General features: G+C 63.5%; 23 protein-coding genes. 13 read left to right on the top strand and 10 right to left on the bottom strand.

Annotated elements, in window-relative coordinates:
* Positions 1 to 7: 7 nt before the first annotated feature.
* Genes JMY29_RS17480 through arsB form a run of 4 tightly spaced genes read right to left on the bottom strand, consistent with a single transcriptional unit; the run spans position 8 to position 3,950 of the window.
* A complete protein-coding gene (locus JMY29_RS17480; RefSeq protein WP_189076279.1) occupies positions 8 to 1,381 on the bottom strand; it encodes an NAD(P)-binding domain-containing protein in 1,374 nt (457 codons plus the stop codon).
* Between the two features lie 28 nt (positions 1,382 to 1,409).
* Entirely contained in the window at positions 1,410 to 2,387 is a 978-nt protein-coding gene (trxB, locus tag JMY29_RS17485; protein ID WP_189076280.1) for a thioredoxin-disulfide reductase, read from the bottom strand.
* Positions 2,388 to 2,412: 25 nt separating this feature from the next.
* On the bottom strand, positions 2,413 to 2,835 hold the full coding sequence (locus tag JMY29_RS17490) for an arsenate reductase ArsC (RefSeq protein ID WP_039243062.1): 423 nt from the start codon (positions 2,833 to 2,835) through the stop codon (positions 2,413 to 2,415).
* A gap of 14 nt (positions 2,836 to 2,849) precedes the next feature.
* Positions 2,850 to 3,950 (bottom strand): ACR3 family arsenite efflux transporter, encoded by a 1,101-nt coding sequence (gene arsB, locus JMY29_RS17495; protein ID WP_189076281.1) that lies wholly within the window; start codon positions 3,948 to 3,950, stop codon positions 2,850 to 2,852.
* A gap of 110 nt (positions 3,951 to 4,060) precedes the next feature.
* Between arsB and JMY29_RS17500 the strand changes: the two genes are divergently transcribed.
* A complete protein-coding gene (locus JMY29_RS17500; RefSeq protein WP_018778228.1) occupies positions 4,061 to 4,417 on the top strand; it encodes an ArsR/SmtB family transcription factor in 357 nt (118 codons plus the stop codon).
* Positions 4,414 to 4,959, top strand: coding sequence for a GNAT family N-acetyltransferase (locus JMY29_RS17505; RefSeq protein ID WP_324293004.1), 546 nt, complete (start codon positions 4,414 to 4,416; stop codon positions 4,957 to 4,959). Before JMY29_RS17500 ends, JMY29_RS17505 begins: the two co-directional genes overlap by 4 nt.
* Here the strand turns inward: JMY29_RS17505 and JMY29_RS17510 are convergent, their stop codons facing one another.
* Positions 4,960 to 7,134, bottom strand: a complete 2,175-nt coding sequence (locus tag JMY29_RS17510; RefSeq protein WP_079581905.1) for an MMPL family transporter — start codon at positions 7,132 to 7,134, stop codon at positions 4,960 to 4,962.
* 167 nt (positions 7,135 to 7,301) lie between these two features.
* On the opposite strand from JMY29_RS17510, the gene JMY29_RS17515 reads away from it, so the two are divergent.
* From JMY29_RS17515 to JMY29_RS17535, 5 genes are all read left to right on the top strand, one after another.
* The gene (locus JMY29_RS17515) at positions 7,302 to 7,823 is read left to right on the top strand and encodes a MarR family winged helix-turn-helix transcriptional regulator (protein ID WP_189076283.1); all 522 of its coding nucleotides are present in this window, start codon (positions 7,302 to 7,304) and stop codon (positions 7,821 to 7,823) included.
* 54 nt (positions 7,824 to 7,877) lie between these two features.
* On the top strand, positions 7,878 to 8,693 hold the full coding sequence (locus JMY29_RS17520; protein WP_018778224.1) for a methyltransferase domain-containing protein: 816 nt from the start codon (positions 7,878 to 7,880) through the stop codon (positions 8,691 to 8,693).
* Between the two features lie 90 nt (positions 8,694 to 8,783).
* On the top strand, positions 8,784 to 9,143 hold the full coding sequence (locus JMY29_RS17525) for a YciI family protein (RefSeq protein ID WP_018778223.1): 360 nt from the start codon (positions 8,784 to 8,786) through the stop codon (positions 9,141 to 9,143).
* Between the two features lie 18 nt (positions 9,144 to 9,161).
* Positions 9,162 to 10,373 carry an RNA polymerase sigma factor gene (locus tag JMY29_RS17530; protein ID WP_189076284.1) on the top strand — a complete coding sequence of 404 codons (1,212 nt, stop codon included), beginning with the start codon at positions 9,162 to 9,164 and terminating at the stop codon, positions 10,371 to 10,373.
* A gap of 18 nt (positions 10,374 to 10,391) precedes the next feature.
* Positions 10,392 to 11,375, top strand: coding sequence for an aldo/keto reductase (locus JMY29_RS17535; protein ID WP_189076285.1), 984 nt, complete (start codon positions 10,392 to 10,394; stop codon positions 11,373 to 11,375).
* Here JMY29_RS17535 and JMY29_RS17540 read toward each other — a convergent pair.
* From JMY29_RS17540 to JMY29_RS17550, 3 genes are all read right to left on the bottom strand, one after another.
* Entirely contained in the window at positions 11,360 to 11,806 is a 447-nt protein-coding gene (locus tag JMY29_RS17540) for a hypothetical protein (RefSeq protein ID WP_144401333.1), read from the bottom strand. The two genes, JMY29_RS17535 and JMY29_RS17540, sit on opposite strands and share 16 nt — an antisense overlap.
* A complete protein-coding gene (locus JMY29_RS17545; RefSeq protein ID WP_189076286.1) occupies positions 11,803 to 11,994 on the bottom strand; it encodes a hypothetical protein in 192 nt (63 codons plus the stop codon). Before JMY29_RS17545 ends, JMY29_RS17540 begins: the two co-directional genes overlap by 4 nt.
* A 221-nt stretch (positions 11,995 to 12,215) precedes the next feature.
* Entirely contained in the window at positions 12,216 to 13,307 is a 1,092-nt protein-coding gene (locus JMY29_RS17550) for a DNA polymerase IV (protein ID WP_189076287.1), read from the bottom strand.
* A 654-nt stretch (positions 13,308 to 13,961) separates the two neighbouring features.
* On the opposite strand from JMY29_RS17550, the gene JMY29_RS17555 reads away from it, so the two are divergent.
* A complete protein-coding gene (locus JMY29_RS17555) occupies positions 13,962 to 14,588 on the top strand; it encodes a LysE family transporter (protein WP_018778217.1) in 627 nt (208 codons plus the stop codon).
* A 37-nt stretch (positions 14,589 to 14,625) separates the two neighbouring features.
* Positions 14,626 to 14,979, top strand: coding sequence for a hypothetical protein (locus tag JMY29_RS17560; RefSeq protein ID WP_055972799.1), 354 nt, complete (start codon positions 14,626 to 14,628; stop codon positions 14,977 to 14,979).
* Between the two features lie 25 nt (positions 14,980 to 15,004).
* On the opposite strand, the gene JMY29_RS17565 is transcribed toward JMY29_RS17560, so the two are convergent.
* Entirely contained in the window at positions 15,005 to 16,042 is a 1,038-nt protein-coding gene (locus JMY29_RS17565; protein WP_189076288.1) for a LacI family DNA-binding transcriptional regulator, read from the bottom strand.
* Positions 16,043 to 16,215: 173 nt separating this feature from the next.
* Between JMY29_RS17565 and uriH the strand changes: the two genes are divergently transcribed.
* Genes uriH through JMY29_RS17580 form a run of 3 tightly spaced genes read left to right on the top strand, consistent with a single transcriptional unit; the run spans position 16,216 to position 19,636 of the window.
* Positions 16,216 to 17,232, top strand: a complete 1,017-nt coding sequence (uriH, locus tag JMY29_RS17570) for a uridine-preferring nucleoside hydrolase UriH (protein ID WP_229778639.1) — start codon at positions 16,216 to 16,218, stop codon at positions 17,230 to 17,232.
* Complete coding sequence (gene uriT, locus JMY29_RS17575) at positions 17,232 to 18,674, top strand: uridine transporter UriT (RefSeq protein WP_189076290.1); 1,443 nt, start codon at positions 17,232 to 17,234, stop codon at positions 18,672 to 18,674. The genes uriH and uriT overlap by 1 nt, the downstream gene beginning before the upstream one ends.
* Positions 18,671 to 19,636 carry a ribokinase gene (locus JMY29_RS17580; protein WP_189076291.1) on the top strand — a complete coding sequence of 322 codons (966 nt, stop codon included), beginning with the start codon at positions 18,671 to 18,673 and terminating at the stop codon, positions 19,634 to 19,636. The genes uriT and JMY29_RS17580 overlap by 4 nt, the downstream gene beginning before the upstream one ends.
* A 104-nt stretch (positions 19,637 to 19,740) precedes the next feature.
* Here the strand turns inward: JMY29_RS17580 and JMY29_RS17585 are convergent, their stop codons facing one another.
* Positions 19,741 to 20,040 carry a hypothetical protein gene (locus JMY29_RS17585; RefSeq protein ID WP_018778211.1) on the bottom strand — a complete coding sequence of 100 codons (300 nt, stop codon included), beginning with the start codon at positions 20,038 to 20,040 and terminating at the stop codon, positions 19,741 to 19,743.
* Between the two features lie 99 nt (positions 20,041 to 20,139).
* Between JMY29_RS17585 and JMY29_RS17590 the strand changes: the two genes are divergently transcribed.
* The gene (locus tag JMY29_RS17590; protein WP_018778210.1) at positions 20,140 to 20,745 is read left to right on the top strand and encodes a TetR/AcrR family transcriptional regulator; all 606 of its coding nucleotides are present in this window, start codon (positions 20,140 to 20,142) and stop codon (positions 20,743 to 20,745) included.
* The last annotated feature ends 45 nt before the right edge of the window (positions 20,746 to 20,790 follow it).

Below are 20,790 nucleotides of genomic sequence, written 5' to 3' on the forward strand. Positions count from 1 at the left end.
GCAGCGGCTAGGCTCCGGAACGACCGTGGGCCAGCCCGGTCGGAATGCCGATGAGCACCGGCTCCGGAGCGGAGCAGCAACTGTTGGAATCATCCTCCGCAGATGCAGCGGCAACAGCAGGAACGTCACAACTGGTGCCGGCATCGGACGAACACACGCCGGTTTCCGGTAGTTCCAAGTGCACGGTGTCGGCTGCCACTCGATCCCCTGCCAGCGCCGCCGCCACGGAGCGGACCTGCTCGTAGCCGGTAGCCAACAGGAATGTGGGAGCACGGCCGTAGGACTTCATGCCCACAATGTAGAAGTCCTTCTCCGGGTGCGAAAGAACCTTGGCGCCGTGCGGCGGAACAGTGCCGCAGGAATGGAACTCGGGATCGATGAGCGGCCCCAGTTCAGTAGGCGCCTCAACAGCCGGGTCCAGATCCAGGCGCAGCTCACGGAGCATATCCAGGTCCGGGCGGAATCCAGTACAAGGCACGACGACGTCTGCCACCAGGTCGCGTCCGTCGCCGGACTTTACGGTCACGCCGTGCTCGGCATCGGTCAGCGAGCTGATGCCAAAGCCCATGTGGAGTTCTATCGTTCCGGCGTCGACCAAGCGGCGAAGACGGGAGCCAAGTTGTCCGCGCGCGGGCAGTCCATCGGCATGTCCGCCACCGTAGGCTTTCTCTGCCGAGGCTCCCCGGACAGCCCAAAGAATACGTGTCCCCGGTTCTTCCTTGGCCAGTTCCGCAAGGTTGATCAAAGTATTCGCCGCGGAGTGCCCCGCACCGACCACCAGGACCCGGCGTCCAGCGAAGGAATGCCGGTCCCGCCCTGAGACGTCGGGAAGGGATGATGAAATCCTGTCAGAGGCGCGGTCCTCACCGATGGCAGGCAGGCCCGACATCCCCAGCGGGTTACGCCTTGACCATGTGCCTGAGGCATCGATGACCGCCGAAACGGCGTAGTCGTGTACCTCCCCCGCGGTATCTAGAACGCGCACAACAAAGGGGGTCGTGTCGCGGTTGCGCCCTTGGGTCTTGTCCAGGCCGCTACGGGTGACGGCGAGAACCCGGGCTCCCGTCCGGAGCCGGGAAGCGATCGCCGGGATGGCGGACAACGGGGCAAGGTAGTTGTCGATGAGTTCGCCGCCGTAGGGAAGCGCAGTCAGCCGCGGTGATTCCCAACCCGTGGGTTCAAGCAGGCGGACGGCCGCGGCGTCGAGGTTGAATCGCCATGGCGAGAACAACCGGATGTGGCGCCATTGTTCAATGGCCGCACCTGCCGTTGCTCCGGCTTCGAAGATCAGCGGGTCCAGGCCGCGCTCGAGCAGGTGGGCTGCTGCAGCCAATCCGACGGGACCCGCACCGATTACGGCGACGGGAAGGTTTTCAACCATGAGTGACTCATACCTCCATTGGTATTGCTCAGAAGTGGGTTGGCTCTTCGACCAGTGCTGTTGCGATGCTGTCCGCATCATCCAGGGCGGCCAGGTACCGTTCGGCGTCCAAGGCAGCCGCGCAGCCCGTGCCGGCCGCTGTGATGGCTTGCCGATAGCGGTGATCCACCGCGTCGCCGCATGCGAAGACACCCGACAAGTTGGTCAGCGTGGTGGGCGACTCCACCTTGATGTAGCCCTCCTCGTCGAGGTCCACCTGGCCCGCGACGAGCTCGGTGCGCGGCAGGTGGCCAATGGCAACGAAGATGCCTGTAGCCCCCTGCTCCCGGGTTTCGCCGGTACGGGTGTCCGTGAGGGTCACGCCAGTTACTTTGCTGTCGCCGTGGATCTTGGTGATGGCCGAGTTCCAGGCGAACGTGATTTTCGGATTGTCCTTGGCGCGCTGGGCCATGATGCGGGATGCCCGCAATTCACCCTTCCGGACCACCACTGTCACGGACTTGCCGAAGCGCGTGAGGAACGTGGCCTCCTCCATGGCTGAGTCCCCGCCACCAACCACGATGATGTCCTGTTCGCGGAAGAAGAAGCCGTCACAGGTGGCACACCAGGACACACCGTGTCCGCTGAGCTTCTTCTCCTCCGGGAGGCCCAGCTCCTTGTACGCGGAACCGGTGGCAAGGATGACGGCCGGAGCCTCGTGGGTCTCACCCGCCCCGGTGACCACCCGCTTCAGGTGACCTCTGAGTTCAACTTCCGTGACGTCGTCGAACACTATGCGGGCGCCGAACTTTTCGGCCTGTTCCTGGAGACCGTCCATGAGCTCGGGACCTTGGATGCCTGCCGGGAAACCGGGGAAGTTCTCCACTTCGGTGGTGTTCATCAGGGCGCCGCCGGCCGTAACTGAACCTGCCAGGACCAGGGGGTTCAGGCCTGCCCGGGCGGCATAAATGGCGGCCGTGTACCCCGCGGGGCCGGACCCGATGATGATCAATTGTTCGTTGCTCACGGGTGTCTCTCCTGTTTCTCGGGGTTTACTTGGCTGCAGGGATCAATGAGGCGATCAGGTCCTCGATACGTGTCTTGATTTCGTCGCGGATCGGGCGGACTGCGTCCAGGCCTTGGCCTGCGGGGTCTTCCAAAACCCAGTCCTCGTAGCGCTTTCCTGGAAAATACGGGCACTCGTCGCCGCATCCCATGGTGATGACGACGTCGGACTCCTTGACCGCCTCCGTGGTGAGGACCTTTGGTATCTCGGCGGACATATCGATGCCAAGTTCAGACATGGCTTCGACGGCAGCAGGGTTGACTTTGTCCGCGGGCTGCGAACCGGCGGAGCGGACTTCGATGGCTCCGTCGGAGAGCGTCGTGAGGAATGCTGCGGCCATCTGGGAGCGTCCCGCGTTATGGACGCAGACGAACAGGACTGAAGGCTTCTTGGCGTTTTCGGTGGTCATGGTTTCCTCGAAGGTCAGGCAGCGATGGTGGTGGAAGGAAAATAGCGCTCGCGCGCCCAGAGGGCTACATACACAAGTGCAACAAGGACGGGTACTTCAATCAAGGGCCCGACGACGCCGGCGAGGGCTTGGCCCGAGGTTACGCCAAAGGTTCCGATCGCTACGGCGATGGCGAGTTCGAAGTTGTTGCCGGCGGCCGTGAAAGCGAGGGTGGTGGATTTGGCGTAGCCGAGGTTCAGCAGGCGGCCTGTCAGCATCCCGGCGCCGAACACCACCAGGAAGTAGACCAGCAACGGCAAAGCAATGCGGAGAACATCCATCGGCCGGGACATGATGGTGCCGCCCTGGAGCGCGAACAGAAGTGTGATGGTGAAAAGGAGGCCGTAGAGCGCCCACGGACCAATCCTGGGCAAGAGGACGTCCTCGTACCAGATGCGTCCTTTGGCCTTCTCGCCAATGACCCGGGTGAGGAAGCCGGCGAGCAGCGGTATACCAAGGAAGACGAGAACTGAGAGCGTGATGGCCCAGAAGGAGAAATCGGCAGCGGTGGTGGGAAGACCAAGAAGGGAGGGCAGCCACTGGAGGTAGAACCAGCCAAGGCCCCCGAATGCGACCACTTGGAAGACTGAGTTGATGAAGACAAGAACGGCAGCGGATTCACGGTCTCCGCACGCGAGGTCGTTCCAGATCATCACCATGGCGATGCAGCGTGCCAAACCCACAATGATCAAGCCCGTCCGGTATTCCGGCAGATCGGGGATGAACAACCACGCGAGCGCAAACATGAAGGCAGGGGCCAGAACCCAGTTGATCACCAGCGAGGTGACCATCAACTTGCGGTCGGCCAGCACCCGGTGTGCCTGGTCGTAGCGGACTTTGGCGAGAACCGGGTACATCATCACCAGCAGGCCCAGGGCGATAGGCAACGAGACTTCGCCGATCTTCACGCCCTCCAGGGCAGTATTCAGCCCCGGAATGAGACCGCCCAGAAGCAAGCCCAGGACCATGGCGGCGATTATCCAGAGGGGGAGGAAACGGTCAACGGCCGAAAGCTTTCCCACGACGGCGGCGCCCTGGTTCACCTCACGGGCTGCGGTTTTCGTCGGGGTGCTCACGTGGCTCCTGATCTCGATGCCCGCTATCGACGGGGCAGAACATTGATGAACTTCGATATTGAGTATGTCCGGCTATATCGATGCTTGTCAATGTATGGCACCATGGGTGTATGAAGTCCGGGCCTGTTCTTGAGTTGACACAAGTAGAAGCGGAAGAGTGCTGCGAGCCGTCGGGGCCGTCGTCCATCGACGAATACGAGGCTCAACTCCGGGCATCGGTATTCAAAGCCCTTGCGGACCCCAACCGCTTGCGCCTTTTGTCCATCGTCAAGGGTTCGGAAGGAGGCGAAGCCTGCGTGTGCGACCTCACCGGGCCACTGAGCCTCGGCCAGCCCACAGTGTCCCACCACCTTAGAATCCTCGTGGATGCGGGCCTCCTCCACCGCGAGAAGCGCGGCACCTGGGCTTATTACTCCATGGTCCCCGGCGCAATGGAACGGACCAGCAGCCTCCTGGAAAGCCTGTGACTTTCCCGGTCACCGCCGGCGCACACTCCAGCGACGGCGCACGGCTAGTTATACGTCCGATGACGGGACAGGATTGGCCTGGAGTGAGGGAGATCTTCACAGCCGGAATCGAGTCCGGGCACGCCACCTTCGAAGCCAACGCTCCGGAATGGGAGCAATTCGACGCTTCGCGTTTGAAGGAACACCGGCTGGTTGCTGATGTGGACGGCGTGGTGCTGGGCTGGGCCGCGGTTTCGGCGGTGTCGTCCCGGGCCGCTTACGCCGGCGTCGTGGAGCATTCCATCTACGTTGCCCGGGAAGCCAGGGGCTTGGGCGTTGGGAAGAACCTCCTCCGGGCACTGATCGTCTCCACGGAGAGTGCCGGCATCTGGACCATCCAAGCCAGCGTGTTCCCCGAGAACGAAGCCAGCCTTCGGCTCCACACAGCCGAAGGCTTCGTCGTTGTCGGACGCCGGGAGCGCATCGCCCGCATGCCTGGAGGTCCCCGCGTCGGTCAGTGGCGTGACACCGTCCTGATTGAGCGCCGGTCGCGGCAGGTGTAACTACCTCCCCACCGGCGCTTCTTCCTCTTCACGGGCCCCGGCCGAAGGTGCCGAAGATTCACGGGCCAGCTTGCCCGGCCACCAGATCCTGCTGCCGATGTCATAGGCGAGCGCGGGCACCAGCAGCGAGCGGACCAGCACGGTATCCAGCAGCACGCCGAAGGCCACGATAAATGCCAGCTGCACCAGGAACATGATGGGGATGACGCCCAATGCCGCGAACGTAGCTGCCAGAACCACACCGGCGGAAGTGATGACCCCGCCAGTAACGCCCAAGCCGCGGAGGATGCCTGGGCGGGTTCCGTGCTTCAACGACTCTTCGCGGACCCGGCTCATCAGGAAGATGTTGTAGTCCACACCCAAGGCAACAAGGAACACGAAGCCGAACAGCGGCACGGTGGCATCGGCTCCGGAGAATCCGAAGAACCCGTTGAACACCCACGCCGAGACGCCCATCGCGGCACCGTAGGAGAGCACCACGGAGAGCACCAGCAGCACAGGTGCTACCACGGAGCGCAGAAGGAGCATCAGGATGAAGAGGATGACCACCAGGACGATCGGAATGATGACCACGAGGTCGCGCTGGGCAGTGGTGTTGGTGTCCAGCGCTGTGGCTGTCACCCCGCCCACCAATGCCCCGGAGTCAACCTCGCGTACTGATGACCGCAATTCCTTCACGGCGTTTTCGGCTTCGATGGAGTCCGCCGCTGAGTCCAGGGTGGCGTTGATGAGGACCCGGCCGTCGCGGACGGCGGGATCGGAAGGAGTTCCCGGCGCTCCGGTAATGGGGACGTTTCCTTCGGCCAAAAGGTAGGCGTCACCAACTCCGTTGGCTGCTTTGACCTTGTCCAGGACCTGCTGCGCGGAACTTTGCGAGGCGACGACGACGGCGGGGCTGCCGCTGCCGGCGTCGAAATGGCGCGCCAAAGCTTCCTGGCCGTCGACGGCGTCGGACTTGGCCAAAATGACGTCCGTCTGCGGCACACCGTTTGCCTTCAGCTGCAACACACCTGTGGCAGCGACCAGGAGCAGCAACACCGACGCCACCCAGACAACGCGGGGACGTCGTGAAACCAGACGGCCCGTGGCGCGCCACAGACCCTTTTGCCCCTCAAGTCCGGTGACAATCTCAGGTTCGCGTTCGTCGTCGGGCAGGAGCTTGGGGCGGAAGGGCCAGAAGGCAGCGCGGCCCAGCAGCGCCATCAAGGCGGGCAGGAGCGTGAGCGCGGCGAACAATGAGCAGAGAATGCCTGCCGCCGCTACGGGACCGAGTGCCTTGTTGGAATTCAGGTCTGAGAAGAGCAGGCAGAGCAGGGCGATGATCACTGTGGCACCCGATGCGAGGATCGGCTCGAAGGACGCCTTCCAAGCTGTCAGGACTGCCTGCGTCCGGTTGCTGGTGTGGGTCAGGGCCTCACGGAAGCGGGCCACGAACAGCAGCGCGTAGTCGGTGGCCGCGCCGATCACCAGGATGGACAGGATGCCCTGGCTTTGCCCGTTGAGCTGGATCCAGCCCATCTTGGCCATGGCGAAGACCAGCAGTATTGCGGCGCACAAGGCGAACACCGAGGTGAAGAGTACTGCCAGCGGGAGCACCACCGAGCGGTAGACCAAAAGCAGGATCACGAACACGGCGCCCAAGGCGACCAACAGCAGGATGCCGTCAATGCCGCCGAATGCGTTGACCAGGTCAGCGGTCAATCCCGCGGGGCCTGTAACGAAGGCCTTCATCCCATCCGGGGCGCCCGGCTGCACGACGTCGCGCAGTTCCTTCACCACGTCCCGTATTTCATCGGTGGAAGCGATCGGAACGATGTACTGGACGGCTTTTCCGTCTTCAGACGGAATAGGCCCGACGACGGCGCTCCCCAGCTTGAGTGCCTCGATGTCGGTTTTCAGTTTGGCTGCTTCGCCCAGTTGGGCCGGGGTGAACGCTGCATCGTTTTCGAGGATGACCACCGCGGGGATCTCTTCGGAGTCGCGGAACTTGGCCTGCCAGTCGCCGGCTTCGGTAGCTTCGGCCCCGGCCGGGAGGAAGGAAGCCTGGTCGTTCGATGAGACCTCGTCCAAACGCCCGAAGGTAGGGCCGCCGACTCCTGCAATGCCCAGCCAGGTGATGACCAGCACCACGGGCACCAGCCAGCGTAGCCAGAACGGTACTTTCTTCGGGTTCATGAGTCCTTCTTCTGTGGGGATGCCGTGCGGGTCTTTATTCCACCATAGATTATCTCTATGATGGAACTATTCCAAGGCCTCAAGGAAAGGAATGCCGGATTCGCGGACTGCGAGGAGTAATATCCGGAAGGCAGCAAACACGAGACGACGCTGGCAGGAGGGCGGACATGTCGGACTCATCAGTCCCGCGCCCCGACGCACGCCCAGGAGCGGATTCCCAAACCGCGGCGCCCCAGGAACTCGTGCGGATCCTCCAGGACTTCACCCTGGAGGCCAACCATTACGTGGACGCAGCCGGCGGGCAGAACGACATGCACCGGACCGACATGAATGCGCTGGCCGTCATCATGCGCCACTCCGCGGCCGGCAAGGTGGTCACGCCCGGCGTGCTCCGTGCCGAACTCCGGCTCAGTTCCCCCGCCACCACCGCCTTGATTGATCGCCTGCACGCCTCCGGGCACGTTGTCCGTGAGCGTCTGGGAACGGACCGCCGCCAGGTCCAGCTCCACATGACACCCAAGGCGTACCGCGACGGCAGCGCCATGTTCATGCCGCTCGCCATCCGGATGGGCAAGGCGATGGCCGCGTACAGCACCGAAGAACTGGAGCTGGTCCAGCGCTTCATGACCGACATGGTGGAGGCAACCGTCGAAGCCCGCCAACAGGCCACGCAACCGGAACCGAAGTAGCGGCAGTTCAGGCCGTTCCGCCAAAACCGGCATGCGTGGTTGTAGCGTTTCCCTATGAACGCGCAGCAGCCTGAAGATGTCTATACCCACGGACACCACGAGTCGGTTGTCCGGGCCCACGCCTCACGGACGGTCGAAAATTCGGCCGCGTTTGTCATCCCGCATCTCACCACCGGGATATCAGTCCTCGACGTCGGCTGCGGACCTGGCAGCATAACGTGCGATTTCGCGGGGCTGGTTGCGCCCGGACAAGTAATAGGCCTGGACCGGTCTGCCGATATTGTGGCGCAGGCAACCGCACTCGCCGCCGAGCGCGGCGTGGACAACGTGACCTTCCAGACGGGCAACATCTACGATCTCGACTTCGAAGACGAATCCTTCGACCTCGTCCACGCCCACCAGGTCCTCCAGCACCTCACCGACCCCGTCGCCGCGCTGCGCGAGATGCGCCGGGTGGCCAAGCCCGGCGCTATCGTTGCCGTGCGGGACGCCGATTTCCATGGCATGAGCTGGTACCCGGAAGTCCCTGAACTTGATCACTGGATGGAGCTCTACCAGAAGATCGCGCGCCGCAACGGAGCAGAACCCGACGCCGGCCGACGCCTGGTCTCGTGGGCGCAGCAGGCAGGTTTCACACAGGTGGCGCCCACCAGCAGCAACTGGCTCTACGCCACGGCCCAACAGCGCGCCTGGCAATCCCGGGTGTGGAGTGAACGGGTACTGCACTCCGCTTTTGCCGAGCAGGCCTTGGAGTACGGCTTCGCAAACGAGGCCGACCTCGCCCGGATCGCAGCCGGATGGCACCGCTGGGGCGCTACCGAAGACGGCTTTTTCCTCATTCCCAACGGAGAGGTCATCGCCCGGGCCTAGAAAGTTTTGGGACCCATGTAGAAAAGTCCGCCGCTGTTCCGACCCATGGGTGAAGCGCCCACACAGGGCGCCACGTCAAAGGAGTTTGAGATGAAATACATGATCATGATGTTCGGATCGGCCGAGGGCATGATGGAGACCGCCGATCCGGAATGGATCCGGGAAATGATCGGCTTCATGATCCAGATCGACAAGGACCTGACCGAATCCGGCGAACTCGTCTTCAACGCGGGCCTGGCCGACGGCAGCACCGCCAAGCTCGTCAAACAAACCCCGGATGGCGTGATCACCACCGACGGACCCTACGCCGAGGCCAAGGAGTCCTTGGTGGGCTACTGGGTGGTGGATGTTGCCAGTGAGGAACGCGCCGTGGAGATCTGCTCAAGCATTGTGAAATACGCGCAGGTCGTGGAGCTTCGTGCCATCCCGGACGGACCACCGGAGGTCTAGCTGGACTCTGACCGGGGCATGCACATCGAGGACCTGCTGCGCACCCTCGCGCCGCAGGTCCTCGGCGTGCTGGCACGCAAGAACGGCCAGTTCGATGCATGCGAAGACGCCGTCCAGGAAGCCCTGCTGGAGGCCGCACTTCAGTGGCCCCATGACATGCCACGTGATCCGAAGGCCTGGCTGACGGCCGTCGCAAACCGAAGGCTTGTGGATATGTGGCGGAGCGAAAGCGCCCGGCGTGCCCGCGAAGAACGCTTGTCGGCCATGGACGCCGATCACTCCTACCAGCCAGCTCCGGAAGCAGACGACACCCTTACCCTCATGTTCCTTTGCTGCCACCCCGCCTTATCGGCACCGTCGCAACTCGCCCTTACCCTGCGGGCAGTTGGAGGACTCACGACGGCGGAAATCGCCTCGGCTTTCCTGGTCCCCGAAGCGACCATGGGACAACGCATCAGCCGCGCGAAACAGGGGATCCAAAAGGCGGGAGCCACGTTCAGCATGCCGCCGCCTGCCGAGCGGAAGGCGAGGCTCGGCGTCGTACTTCACGTCCTGTACTTGATCTTCAACGAAGGCTACGCAGCGAGTTCGGGTTCGTCGCTGCAGCGCGAGGACCTCACCACGGAGGCCATCCGGCTGGCCCGGTTGCTGGTGGCCGCTGTGCCGTCGGAGCCTGAGGCGACCGGGCTGCTGGCGCTCATGCTGCTGACCGATTCCCGTCGCCCGGCACGTGCCATGGCCGATGGAACACCGGTTCCGCTGGCTGAGCAGGACCGGAGCCTGTGGAACCGCGGGCAGATCGATGAGGGCATTGCGTTGTTGTCTTCAGTGCTGGGACGGCGCGCCGCCGGACCGTACCAACTGCAGGCGGCGATTGCTGCTGTGCACTCCGAAGCGTCCTCCCATGACCAAACCGACTGGCCTCAGATCCTGGCCCTCTACACGGTGCTGGAGGCCTTGGCTCCCAGCCCCGTCGTGACGCTGAACCGTGCGGTTGCGGTGGCGATGGTGAACGGGCCGGCCGCCGGTTTGGAGTTGCTCGCCGGCTTGGATGATGCACTCGGTCGGTCACACCGCCTGGACGCAGTCAGGGCCCATCTGCACGAGATGGCTGGCTCCTTTCCCGAAGCCCGCGCAGCGTTTCTGGACGCAGCAAGGAAAACCCGCAGCCTCCAGGAGCGGCGATACCTGCTGGGCAAAGCCGCAAAGCTGGACTCCACCGGGCCCTGACCCCATATAGTCGGAACCATGGAACAGCGCATACTTGGCAGGACCGGCCGATCCGTTTCAACCGTCGGGCTGGGAACATGGCAACTCGGAGCCGACTGGGGTTCCGTCACTGAAGCGGACGCCTTTGCCGTGCTGGAAGCCTCAGTGGAGCATGGCGTCACGTTCTTCGACACCGCGGACGTCTACGGCGATGGGCGCAGCGAGCAGTTCATTGGACGCTTCCTCAGTGCCCACCCGGAGCTGAATGTCACCGTAGCCACCAAAATGGGGCGCAGGGTGGATCAGGTCCCCGAAAACTACACCCTCAAGAACTTCCGCGAATGGACCGACCGTTCGCGCCACAACCTGCAGCAGGACACCCTGGACCTCGTCCAGTTGCACTGCCCGCCCACCTCTGTTTACAGCAACGATGAAGTGTACGACGCCCTGGATACCTTGGTCAGTGAGGGTGCCATCCGCAACTACGGCGTCAGCGTGGAGCGGACGGACGAGGCCCTCGAAGCCATCAAACGCGGAAACACTGCCTCCGTGCAGATCATCCTCAACCCGTTCCGTCTGAAGCCCCTCGACGAGGTCCTGCCCGCAGCCAAGGAAGCCGGCGTCGGCATCATCGCCCGCGTACCGCTCGCCTCCGGCCTGCTCTCCGGAAAGTACACGCCCGAAACGGAGTTCCCCGCCAATGACCACCGGAACTACAACCGGGACGGGTCCTCGTTCGATGTCGGCGAAACGTTCTCCGGCGTCGATTTCGCCACCGGCGTCAAGGCCGCGCAGGAGTTCAGCGCACTGGTTCCCGACGGCGTCACCACCCCCCAAGCCGCCCTCGCCTGGGTCGTAGCCCAGGACGGCGTCACGTCAGTGATTCCGGGGGCACGCTCCGCCCAGCAGGCTGCTGCCAACGCGGAAGCCGGAGAGATGAAGGTTGTCGGTGCGGGTCTCGGCGATGGGGTTCGGGATATCTACGACCGTTACTTCCGCGAAGCGATTCACCCGCGCTGGTAGGCGGCAGGCCGGCGTCGCTTGCTGTGAATCGTGTCCGCTGCGATGACCGCGATAAACCCCAATATCAGTGGGGAAATGCCCCCATCAACAAATGCCATGGCCAAGAGACTCGTCCTTGTCGTGTGAACGGTTTCATAAAACAGCAGAGACAGAACCGACGCCAATACCAAGGTGCCAAACACGAGCATCTTTAGACGCCTGTCGACTGCAAGTCTTCGATAGGCAACCGAGGCAGCGAAGCACGCCAGCACGGTGGCGACCTGAAGCTCCCACGGAAAGCGTTTGGCAATTGAGGTGGCCGGGGTGCCGGAGAGATCGAACAAGTACCCACTAAGCATGCCCTCCGTTTGAAGAGCGAGGTAGCCGATCACCAGTACCACCAACACTGAGCCGATGGGCATCACCACTGCTGCGAGTTTTGGTTTTTTCATGTGAACGACTGCTTCAAAGCAAAGAGCAAATTGGAAAAAGTAAATTTGACGGGCGTTGCATCCACATCCGAGGACAGCAGGTAAATGGTGACGGAGCGGCCGCCACACCTGGCGTTTGCGTCCTTATCCAAAACTCGACCACTGACGGTATCAACGGCAATATTCATTCTTGATGATGCAATTTGCATTTCTCTCCATCCCCATTACGGGACCCCCGGTTAGAGAATAATACTGAAGCGCAAAGCGATCAACTATAGTCACCGGCAATTTTCGAAGCCCAAGACATGCTGGACAAACATGGAGATGCACTTAGAACGTGAACCATCAATTCGTGACGCGAATTGTGAAACTATTTATTGAATCTTAGCTGTCAGGTCCGCGCCGATAGGCGGCAGGCCGGCGTCGGGCGTTACCAACCGCTGCGCGTTGGCGTGTGGCCCTTCCGGGCTTCCTCGGGCATGGCCATTTCTGCCCGCAATCCGAGTAATCGGATGGGGCGGTCGGGCTCGATCTTGGCGGTGAGGCCGAGGGCCTGGGCCAGGACTTCGTCGCGGTCGTAGGTCTCGGGAATTTTCCTGGCATAGGTCTTGGTGAAGAACGGCTTGTACCTGACCTTGAGCGTCAGCCCAACCACGGGGCGACCTTCGGCGGCGACGTCTTCCAGGACCCGGGCCGTCAGCTCCTTGAGGGCGTCCTCGATCTGGCCAGGTTCCGTCAGGTCCTGTTGGAACGTGGTTTCGCGGCCGTGGGCCCGGGCAACCCAAGGGGTGTCGTCCACTTCCGCGGCACCCTCGCCACGGCCCAGTTGCGCGTACCACGGGCCCATTTTCGGGCCGAATTCCGGGACCAGGTCCTGCGGATCAGCGGCAGCGAGGTCGTTGACTGTGGTGATCCCGTGGGTGGCCAGCCGCTTGGAAATCTTCGGCCCGACGCCCCACAGCTCAATGGTGGGCTTGTCCCCCATGACCTCCAGCCAGTTGTCCTTCGTCAGGCGGAAGATGCCGGCGGGTTTGCCGAAATCAGTTGCGTTCTTGGCGCGGACCAGCGTGTCACCGATACCCACGCTGCAATGGAGCCGGGTGGTTTCGAGCACGGCTTCCTGGATCTGCTGTGCGTAAGCTACCGGGTCCTCGGTTTCCACTCCGACAAAGGCCTCGTCCCAGCCCAGCACTTGCACCGTTGCGCCGGGTTGCTCACGCAGGGTGGCCATCACGGTTTCCGAGGCCGCCAGATAGGCTTCCTGGTCGACCGGCAGGATGATGGCGTCCGGCACTTTCCGTGCTGCTATGCGCAGCGGCATGCCGGACCCCACGCCGAACGCCCTTGCTTCGTAGGACGCCGTGGACACCACAGCCCGTTCCGTGGGGTCTCCGCGGCCGCCCACGATGATCGGCTTACCGGCAAGCTCGGGCCGCCTCAATACCTCGACCGCCGCAATGAACTGGTCGAGGTCAACGTGCAGCACCCATGGAGTTCCGCTCACGGGATCAGTCTGCCTCATTGGGTGCGGACTTGGCTGTAGCTTCACGACCTTCTTTCAGCTCCGCCGACCCCGAAATCAACCTATATCGGGTGCCTTGGGGGGCCCGCGGCGTGAAAGTGGGTCGTGGCGGCACGCGTCCCGGGCACCCGGCCTGAGCCTTCTCAACAAAGCAGCAGGGTAGCGATCCACAGCTTAAAACCCCTCGGGGGAAAGAAGCCTCCGTTCCCTTAGGGTTGGAGGACCAGGAAGAAGTCCTGTGGTGCCGTTAAAGAACAATGGACCCGACGGCAATCGGGTCCCTGTTCGGCGCGGTGCGCTCATTTGGTGCGGTTGGAGGGCCTTAGAACCTCAAACATCACCTCTTGAGTCTATGGCCCCCGACACCATGGGCGCAACGCTTGTAGCTCCCATGGTGTGGCCGCGTCCTGTTCCCTCGGGAGGAGGTGCCCGGTATGAAGTCCAAACGGAAACGCGAGGAATCATGGGGCGCCTGGAACCTCGTGGTCAACATCATCCGGCTAGCCGTTGATGTTGCCCGCTGGTTCTGGCACAACATCCCCTAAGCGGGGGCAGTGGCCGCCAGCCCCAGGTTGGCGGCCACTGTCACAAGTCCGGCAAAGGTGGTCGTGGCGGTACGCGTCCCGGCCACCCGCCGCCCCCGCATAAGCTGAGATGGTGCAGTTTTCACTTTGGCTGGCCCTGGTAGGCGCCGGCACCCTCATCAGTTTCACTCCCGGCGCCGGCGCGATCTTCACCATGAGCAACTCGCTGAACTCAGGCTTCCGACGCTCCATCTGGGGCATCCTCGGCCAACAGGTGGCGTTGATCATCCACATCCTGATCGTCGCTCTCGGTGTGGGTGTCCTGGTTTCCAATTCGCCGGTCATCTTCAACGTCATCCGATACGCTGGCGCCGCGTACCTGGTCTACCTTGGCATCCGCCAGTTCCTGCGCAAGCCTGACTTGGACAAAGAGCAGGTCGATGACAAGAAGAACGAGCCCGCGCTGTCCATGTTCCAGCGGGGTGTCTGGGTCAACCTGCTGAACCCAAAGGCAATTGTCTTCTTCCTGGCCTTCATGCCGCAGTTCATCCGCCCGGACCAGCCCCTGGTACAGCAATATGTAGTGCTGACCGCCACCGTACTCGCCATCGACATCATTGTCATGTGGTTCTTCTTCGCCTTGGCAGCACGTTCATTCCAACGCTTTACCCATGACCAGAAGGGCCAAAAGGTCCTCAACCGCGTGTTCGGTTGCCTGTTTGTGCTGGTCGGCATCCTGCTGGCGGTCATTCACTAACCCCGGTACGTCATGGCCGAATGCTACGGTCGGAGGCATGGAAGCTGACTGGATCGAGCACCGGCGTGCGGATGACGGCGAGCATGTGGGGTGGATGAAGCCCGTGGATGACGGATTCGTCGCCATCGACATGCTGGGACGCCCGCGCACGGACGTTGTGGATTGGTTCACCGCCGAGGAAACGCTCAATGACCTCGGCCTGCGGTACCTGGCCGACCCCCATGAATTACGGCTCGACGACGGCGGCTGGCTGCGCGTGCGGATCGCGGAGGTCACGCCCTCCGCAGTTCGGGTGAAGAAGGACGACTGGGGCGACATGACCGCTCCGCAGATCTACTTCACAGTTTCGCTGCCTGTCACAGAGGAACAGCTCCGCCCGTTGAAGCGATAGCCGGCCGGAGCTATGTAGACCGGTTCTACGCCGTAGATCCGCGCACCACCAGGGAGCTCTCCAGCGTCACATGCGGCTCCTTGAGAGCCACACCCTCCATCAGCCCGCGGAGCTGCTCCCCAGCTCTGCGGCCCAGCGGTCTCGCGGGCAGGTGCACAGTGGTGAGGCTGGGATTGCTGGTGGCCGAGTATGGAAGGTCATCGAAGCCCGCAACAGCCAGCTTTCCCGGAATGGCGACGCCCTCCACCCGCGCTTCCTGCAGTACACCGTAGGCATGGGTATCCGTACCGCAGACGACGGCGGTCACCCCCTCGCGCTCCCACACGGGCCAGGCGGCGGCGAAAGCAGCGGCGGCAGCACCGACGTCGATCGCTGTACTGATGACATGCCCGGCGTCGACCACCAGCCCGCAGGCAGCGGCTTCTTCCAGGAAGGCTTCACGGCGCAGCTGGAACGTCGCGGTTCCGGTGATGCCGTCGACGTAGGCGGCACGGGTGTGTCCGGATGCAGCCAGGTGCCGGGCCAGTTCGCGGGCTCCTTGGGCGACGTCGAGGTTCACGGACGGCGCGTACGACTCCAGCCCGGGAGCGTCCAGCAGCACCAGTGGACCGGCTGCGGAAAGGTCTTCCAGGAACTCTGCGCTCGGGGCACCCACCAGCAACCCCGCCGGGCGGAGGGCCAACAACTTCTGCACGTCGGAAGCCTGTGGCGATTCGCCGGCGTCGGTCACTGAGAGGAGCAGCTGGTACTCCGCACCCAAGGATTCCCGCACTCCGGCGATGACGTTGGCGAAGAACGGGTTGGACACGTCAGGGGTGACCAGGATGACGATGGAGCTGACTCCGCGGGCCAGCGAGCTGCCGATACTGTCCACCACGTAGCCCAGTTCGGCGATCGCAGTACGGACGCGGGAGATATTGTCGTCGGATACCCGGCCCTGGGTTTTGCCGTTGGCCACCAGGGAGACCGTGGCTGTGGAAACACCGGCCCGGGCGGCCACCATGGCAGCCGTCACCCTGGGCGTGCGATGAGCACGGCTGCTGCGCCGATCCAGGGATTCCATGCATCGATCGTAGCGTTGTTCCGCTGCTCTGACCTGCGCCAAGGCATCAAGCGCTTGACGCACTCTACGTTAAGCGTTTGACGTTCTGGCCGGTCGGATGCCAGAATCGCCCTGAATGCTTATCGCCCTGCCCGGGCAAGTTCCCGGCAGGCCCCAATGACGTGGAGACAAACGTGGACCCCAACACACGCAAGAAGATCATTCTTGACTGCGACCCCGGCCATGACGACGCAGTGGCACTGCTGCTGGCGCACGGCAACCCGGACATCGAATTGCTCGCTGTGACCACCGTGGTGGGCAACCAGACCCTTGAGAAAGTCACCCGCAACGCCCTCTCGGTAGCCACCATCGCAGGCATCACCGGAGTTCCGTTCGCCGCCGGCTGCGACCGCCCCTTGGTCCGCACCATCGAAACGGCCCCCAGCATCCACGGCGACTCCGGCATGGACGGCCCGGAACAGCCCGAGTCCACCATCGAGCTCGACCCGCGCCACGCCGTCGACCTCATCATTGAAACCGTCATGGCGCACGAGCCGGGCACCGTCACCCTGGTTCCCACCGCCGGACTCACCAACATCGCGATGGCCGCGCGCAAAGAACCGCGCATCGTGGAGCGCGTGAAGGAAGTCGTCCTCATGGGCGGCGGCTACCACGTGGGCAACTGGAGCGCGGTGGCCGAGTTCAACATCATCATCGACCCCGAGGCCGCACACATCGTCTTCAACGAAAAGTGGCCCGTGGTGATGGTCGGCCTCGACCTCACGCACCAGGCGCTGGCCACGGACGAGGTGGTCAACAACATCGCGGCCATCGGCACCAAGCCGGCCAAGTTCGTCCTGGAACTCATGGAATTCTTCAAGAAGACCTACAAGGACGCCCAGGGCTTCGACTTCCCGCCGGTCCACGATCCGTGCGCCGTGGCCTACGTCATCGATCCCAGCGTCATGACCACCCGCAAGGTGCCCGTGGACATCGAACTCCAGGGCAAGCTCACCCTCGGCATGACCGTGGCCGACTTCCGCGCGCCCGCGCCGGAGGACTGCCACACCTCGGTGGCTGTCGACCTCGACCACAAGAAGTTCTGGGACCTGGTCACCGATGCGATCCAACGGATCGGCGAACCAACGCACGACGGCGGCGCTGACGCCACCGTGATTGCCGAAACGGTCTTGGCAGGAGAGTCCAACTAATGTCCACGCTCACCGAAACAAAGTCCGCCCGCGGCAACGTCACCGCGCTCATGGTTGCCCTGCTGGCAGCCTGCGTGGCCTTCCAGCTCAACGCCTCCATGCTCAGCCCTGCCCTGGTCACCATGGGCAACGAACTCAACACGGATCAAGCCACCATCGGCCTGTCCCAGACCTGGTTCTTCACCGCTGCCGCGCTGTTCTCGCTCTTCCTTCCGCGCCTGAGCGACATCGTTGGCCGCAAGAGGATCCTGGTGGGCATGATGCTCCTCATGGCCGTCGGATCCGTCATCGCCGCGATGGCCCCTGACGTGACGTGGCTCTTCGTGGGCCGCATCATCCAGGGCGTCAGCGGACCGACCGTCCCGCTGTGCCTGATCATGCTTCGCTCCGCCGTCAGCAACCCGCGCAAGTACGGCACGCTCATGGGCCTCATCACGGCCGTCAACGGCGGCGTGGCCGGCGTCGACTCTTTTGTCGGAGGCTACTTCGCTGAGAACTTCGGCTTCCGCAGCATCTTCTGGCTCATGGTGGCCCTCGCCGTGGTGGCCACGGTCCTTATCGCCGTCCTGGCCGGCGAGAGCAAGCCTGCCGCCGGCACCACCATGGACTGGCTGGGCGTCTTCTTCATCGTGATCGCCGTGGGCGCACTGCTGACGGCACTGAACGAAGGCTCCAAACTGGCCACCGCCTTCGATTCCGGCACGTTGACCCTTGCCATCAGCCTGACGGTGATTGCCGCCGTCGCGTTCTTTGCGTTCTGGACTGTCGAGAAGCGCGCCAAGCAGCCCATGGTGGAAACCGTGCACCTGCGCCAGCGCTCCACGTGGGCACCACTGCTGACCACCACCCTCACCATGACCGGTATCTTCGCGGTCATCAACGGCATCGTCCCGGCCTACGTCCAAGCTGCCGATCCGGGCTTCGGCGTCGGCCCCACGGAGATGTCGTTGATCATCCTGACGCCGTACGCGCTGCTCGGTTGGATCTTCGGCCCGATCAGTGGCCGCCTCGCACCGATTCTGGGCTACACCAAGGTCCTGCGCATCGGCCTGGTCGGCAGCCTCGTGGCACTGGCCATCATTGCGTTCTTCGGCCTCAACAACCTGCCCATGATGATCCTGGGCACGGCCCTGCTGGGCATCATGTACGCCGGCACCGTCAACATCATGCTGAACGGACTTGGCGTGGTCCTTTCGCCGCAGGGCAACCCCGGCTTCCTCCCGGGCATGAACGCCGGCGCGTTCAACCTCGGTGCCGGGTTGAGCTTCCTGGTCCTTCCCGCGGTCCTCGTCGCAACGGCCTCCTTGAATGACGCCAAGGCGTCGTACCTGACCGTTGTGGTAGTGGGCCTCGCGATCACCTTCGCCGCGTTTGCCGCTTCGCTGCTGATCCCCAAGCCGGTGGACGCAGAAGTGGCCGACGCCGGGAAGGTGGCCGCATGAGCACCGGCAGCAGTGCGCCCAAGGCGGGGATCGTCGTCGTCGGCTCCCTCAACGCCGACCTCACCATCTACACCGACCGCCTCCCCAACCCCGGCGAGACGGTCCATGGCAACGGGTTCGCGGTGAACCCTGGGGGCAAGAGCGCCAACCAGGCGGTGGCTGCCAGCAAGCTCGGCGGCAAGGTCAGCCTGATTGGCGCGGTGGGCGAGGACCCCAACGGCACCATGCTCCTGGACTCGACCGCCAGCGCCGGAGTGGACGTGTCCCGCGTCCGACGCTCCGATGCGGCTACCGGCGTCGCGGTCATTTCCGTCGACGCGCGCGGCGAGAACAGCATCATCATCTCCGCCGGAGCGAACGGCACGCTGCGGCCAGCGGACGTGGAGGCTGCTGCTTTCGCCGACGCTGCCGTCGTCTGCCTGTGCCTGGAAGTGGGGATGGATACCGTGGTGGCCGCCGCGCAGGCAGGGCACGACGCCGGAGCTACAGTCTTGCTGAACCTCTCACCGTACGCTGAGGTGCCCGAGGTTCTGGCCGGCCTGAGCGACGTTCTGCTAGTGAATGCGCACGAGGCCGCGATGTTCCTTGGCTCGGAGGCTGACATTCCCGATGCCAACGCCGAAGCTGAGGCGTGGGAGCCGGTCCGGGCCCAGTTCGCGGATCGCGGACTGCAGCGTGTGCTCGTGACGCTGGGCGCGCAGGGCTCCGTGGTCTTGGACTCGCTCGCCCGTGGAGCGGAGGACCAGATCACGCGCATCTCCCCCACCAGGGTGGACGCCGTGGACACGACGGGCGCCGGAGATGCGTTCACGGGTGCTGTTGCTGCCCGGCTGGCCGCAGGTGATTCGCTGGCCGACGCGGCTGCGTTTGCCTCGGTGGCCGCCGCCCTGGCCGCAACGAAGAAGGGCACGCAGGCCGCGTATGCGAGCCGCGAAGAAGTCGAGGCTGCACGGGCGTCCTAAGCGGCACGGCACCCAACCAGGGGACAGCACGCGCTCTCATGAGCCTTCATTGGAGCGTGCACTGTCCCCTCTTTGGGTTAATAGGACTTACGGGCTGCCTTGGGTTAAGCGGACTTGCGGGCTGCGCGCTCCACGGCTTTGCGGGACAGCGCTCCGTGGCCGGCCATGAGGCGCGGCACCACGAGATAGACGGCCGTGGGGACAACGAATGCGGTCAGCACGAGTGCGCGCAGAACGGGATGCCAAGGCTCCATGATCGGGCCGAGCAGCAGCATTCCTACAGATACAAGTGGAAATATGGCGATCCAGGTAATGAGCGCCCGCATGTGAACGGAGGGCCCCTGTGGGCGGGCTGCGGCCGGGGCCACGGGGGCAGTTGTTTCGGCGGCGACTTCGGTCGTCATCAGATTCTCCAACCAGATAGTTGCAATTGACTTGAGATCACAATAGCCCGACCTCCGAACAATTACAACTACTTAGTTGGAAACTGCTAATATGACCCTATGGCATGGGACACGGAACGAACCAAGGCACTGCTGCTGGAAGCGGCAACCACCGAGTTCTGCACACGTGGACTGGCGGGCGCCCGCATCGACAGGATCGCGTCCGAGGCCGGCGTCAACAAAGAGCGGATCTACCAGTACTTCGGGAACAAGAACGGGCTGTTCGACGCCGTGATTGTCGCGGCGCTCAGTTCCCTCATGGACGAAGTACCCATCGAGGGCAACGGCCCCGAAGCCATGGCGGACTATGCGGGCCGGCTCTTCGACCATCACCAGGAAGACGCAACGGCCCCCCGTTTGCTGTTCTGGGAAGGCCTGGAACGGGGGTCCGACGTGGTTGGCCTGCCTAAACGCATGGCCAACTGCGCATCGAAGGTCAACAGCACCATCGCAGCCCTGCCCGGAATCTCCCGGGAAGACGCGGGAGACCTCCTCATCACCATCGTGAGCCTCTGCGATTCCGCACCGGTGTTGCCGGCCTTGGACGGACTCATGGCCGGCAATGACCCCGGCCGCATCCAAAGGCGACGCGCCGCCGTCGTGCGCACCGTCCACCTGGCCGCAGCAGCGCTGGCCGCCGAAGCCACAGCAGCCGCCACCGCCTGATCGAAGCGGTGCAGAACCTCCCCCTGTGACAGCTTTGACAGCAAA

It is taken from the genome of Paenarthrobacter nicotinovorans, from assembly GCF_021919345.1.
In the GTDB taxonomy this organism is placed as follows: domain Bacteria; phylum Actinomycetota; class Actinomycetes; order Actinomycetales; family Micrococcaceae; genus Arthrobacter; species Arthrobacter nicotinovorans.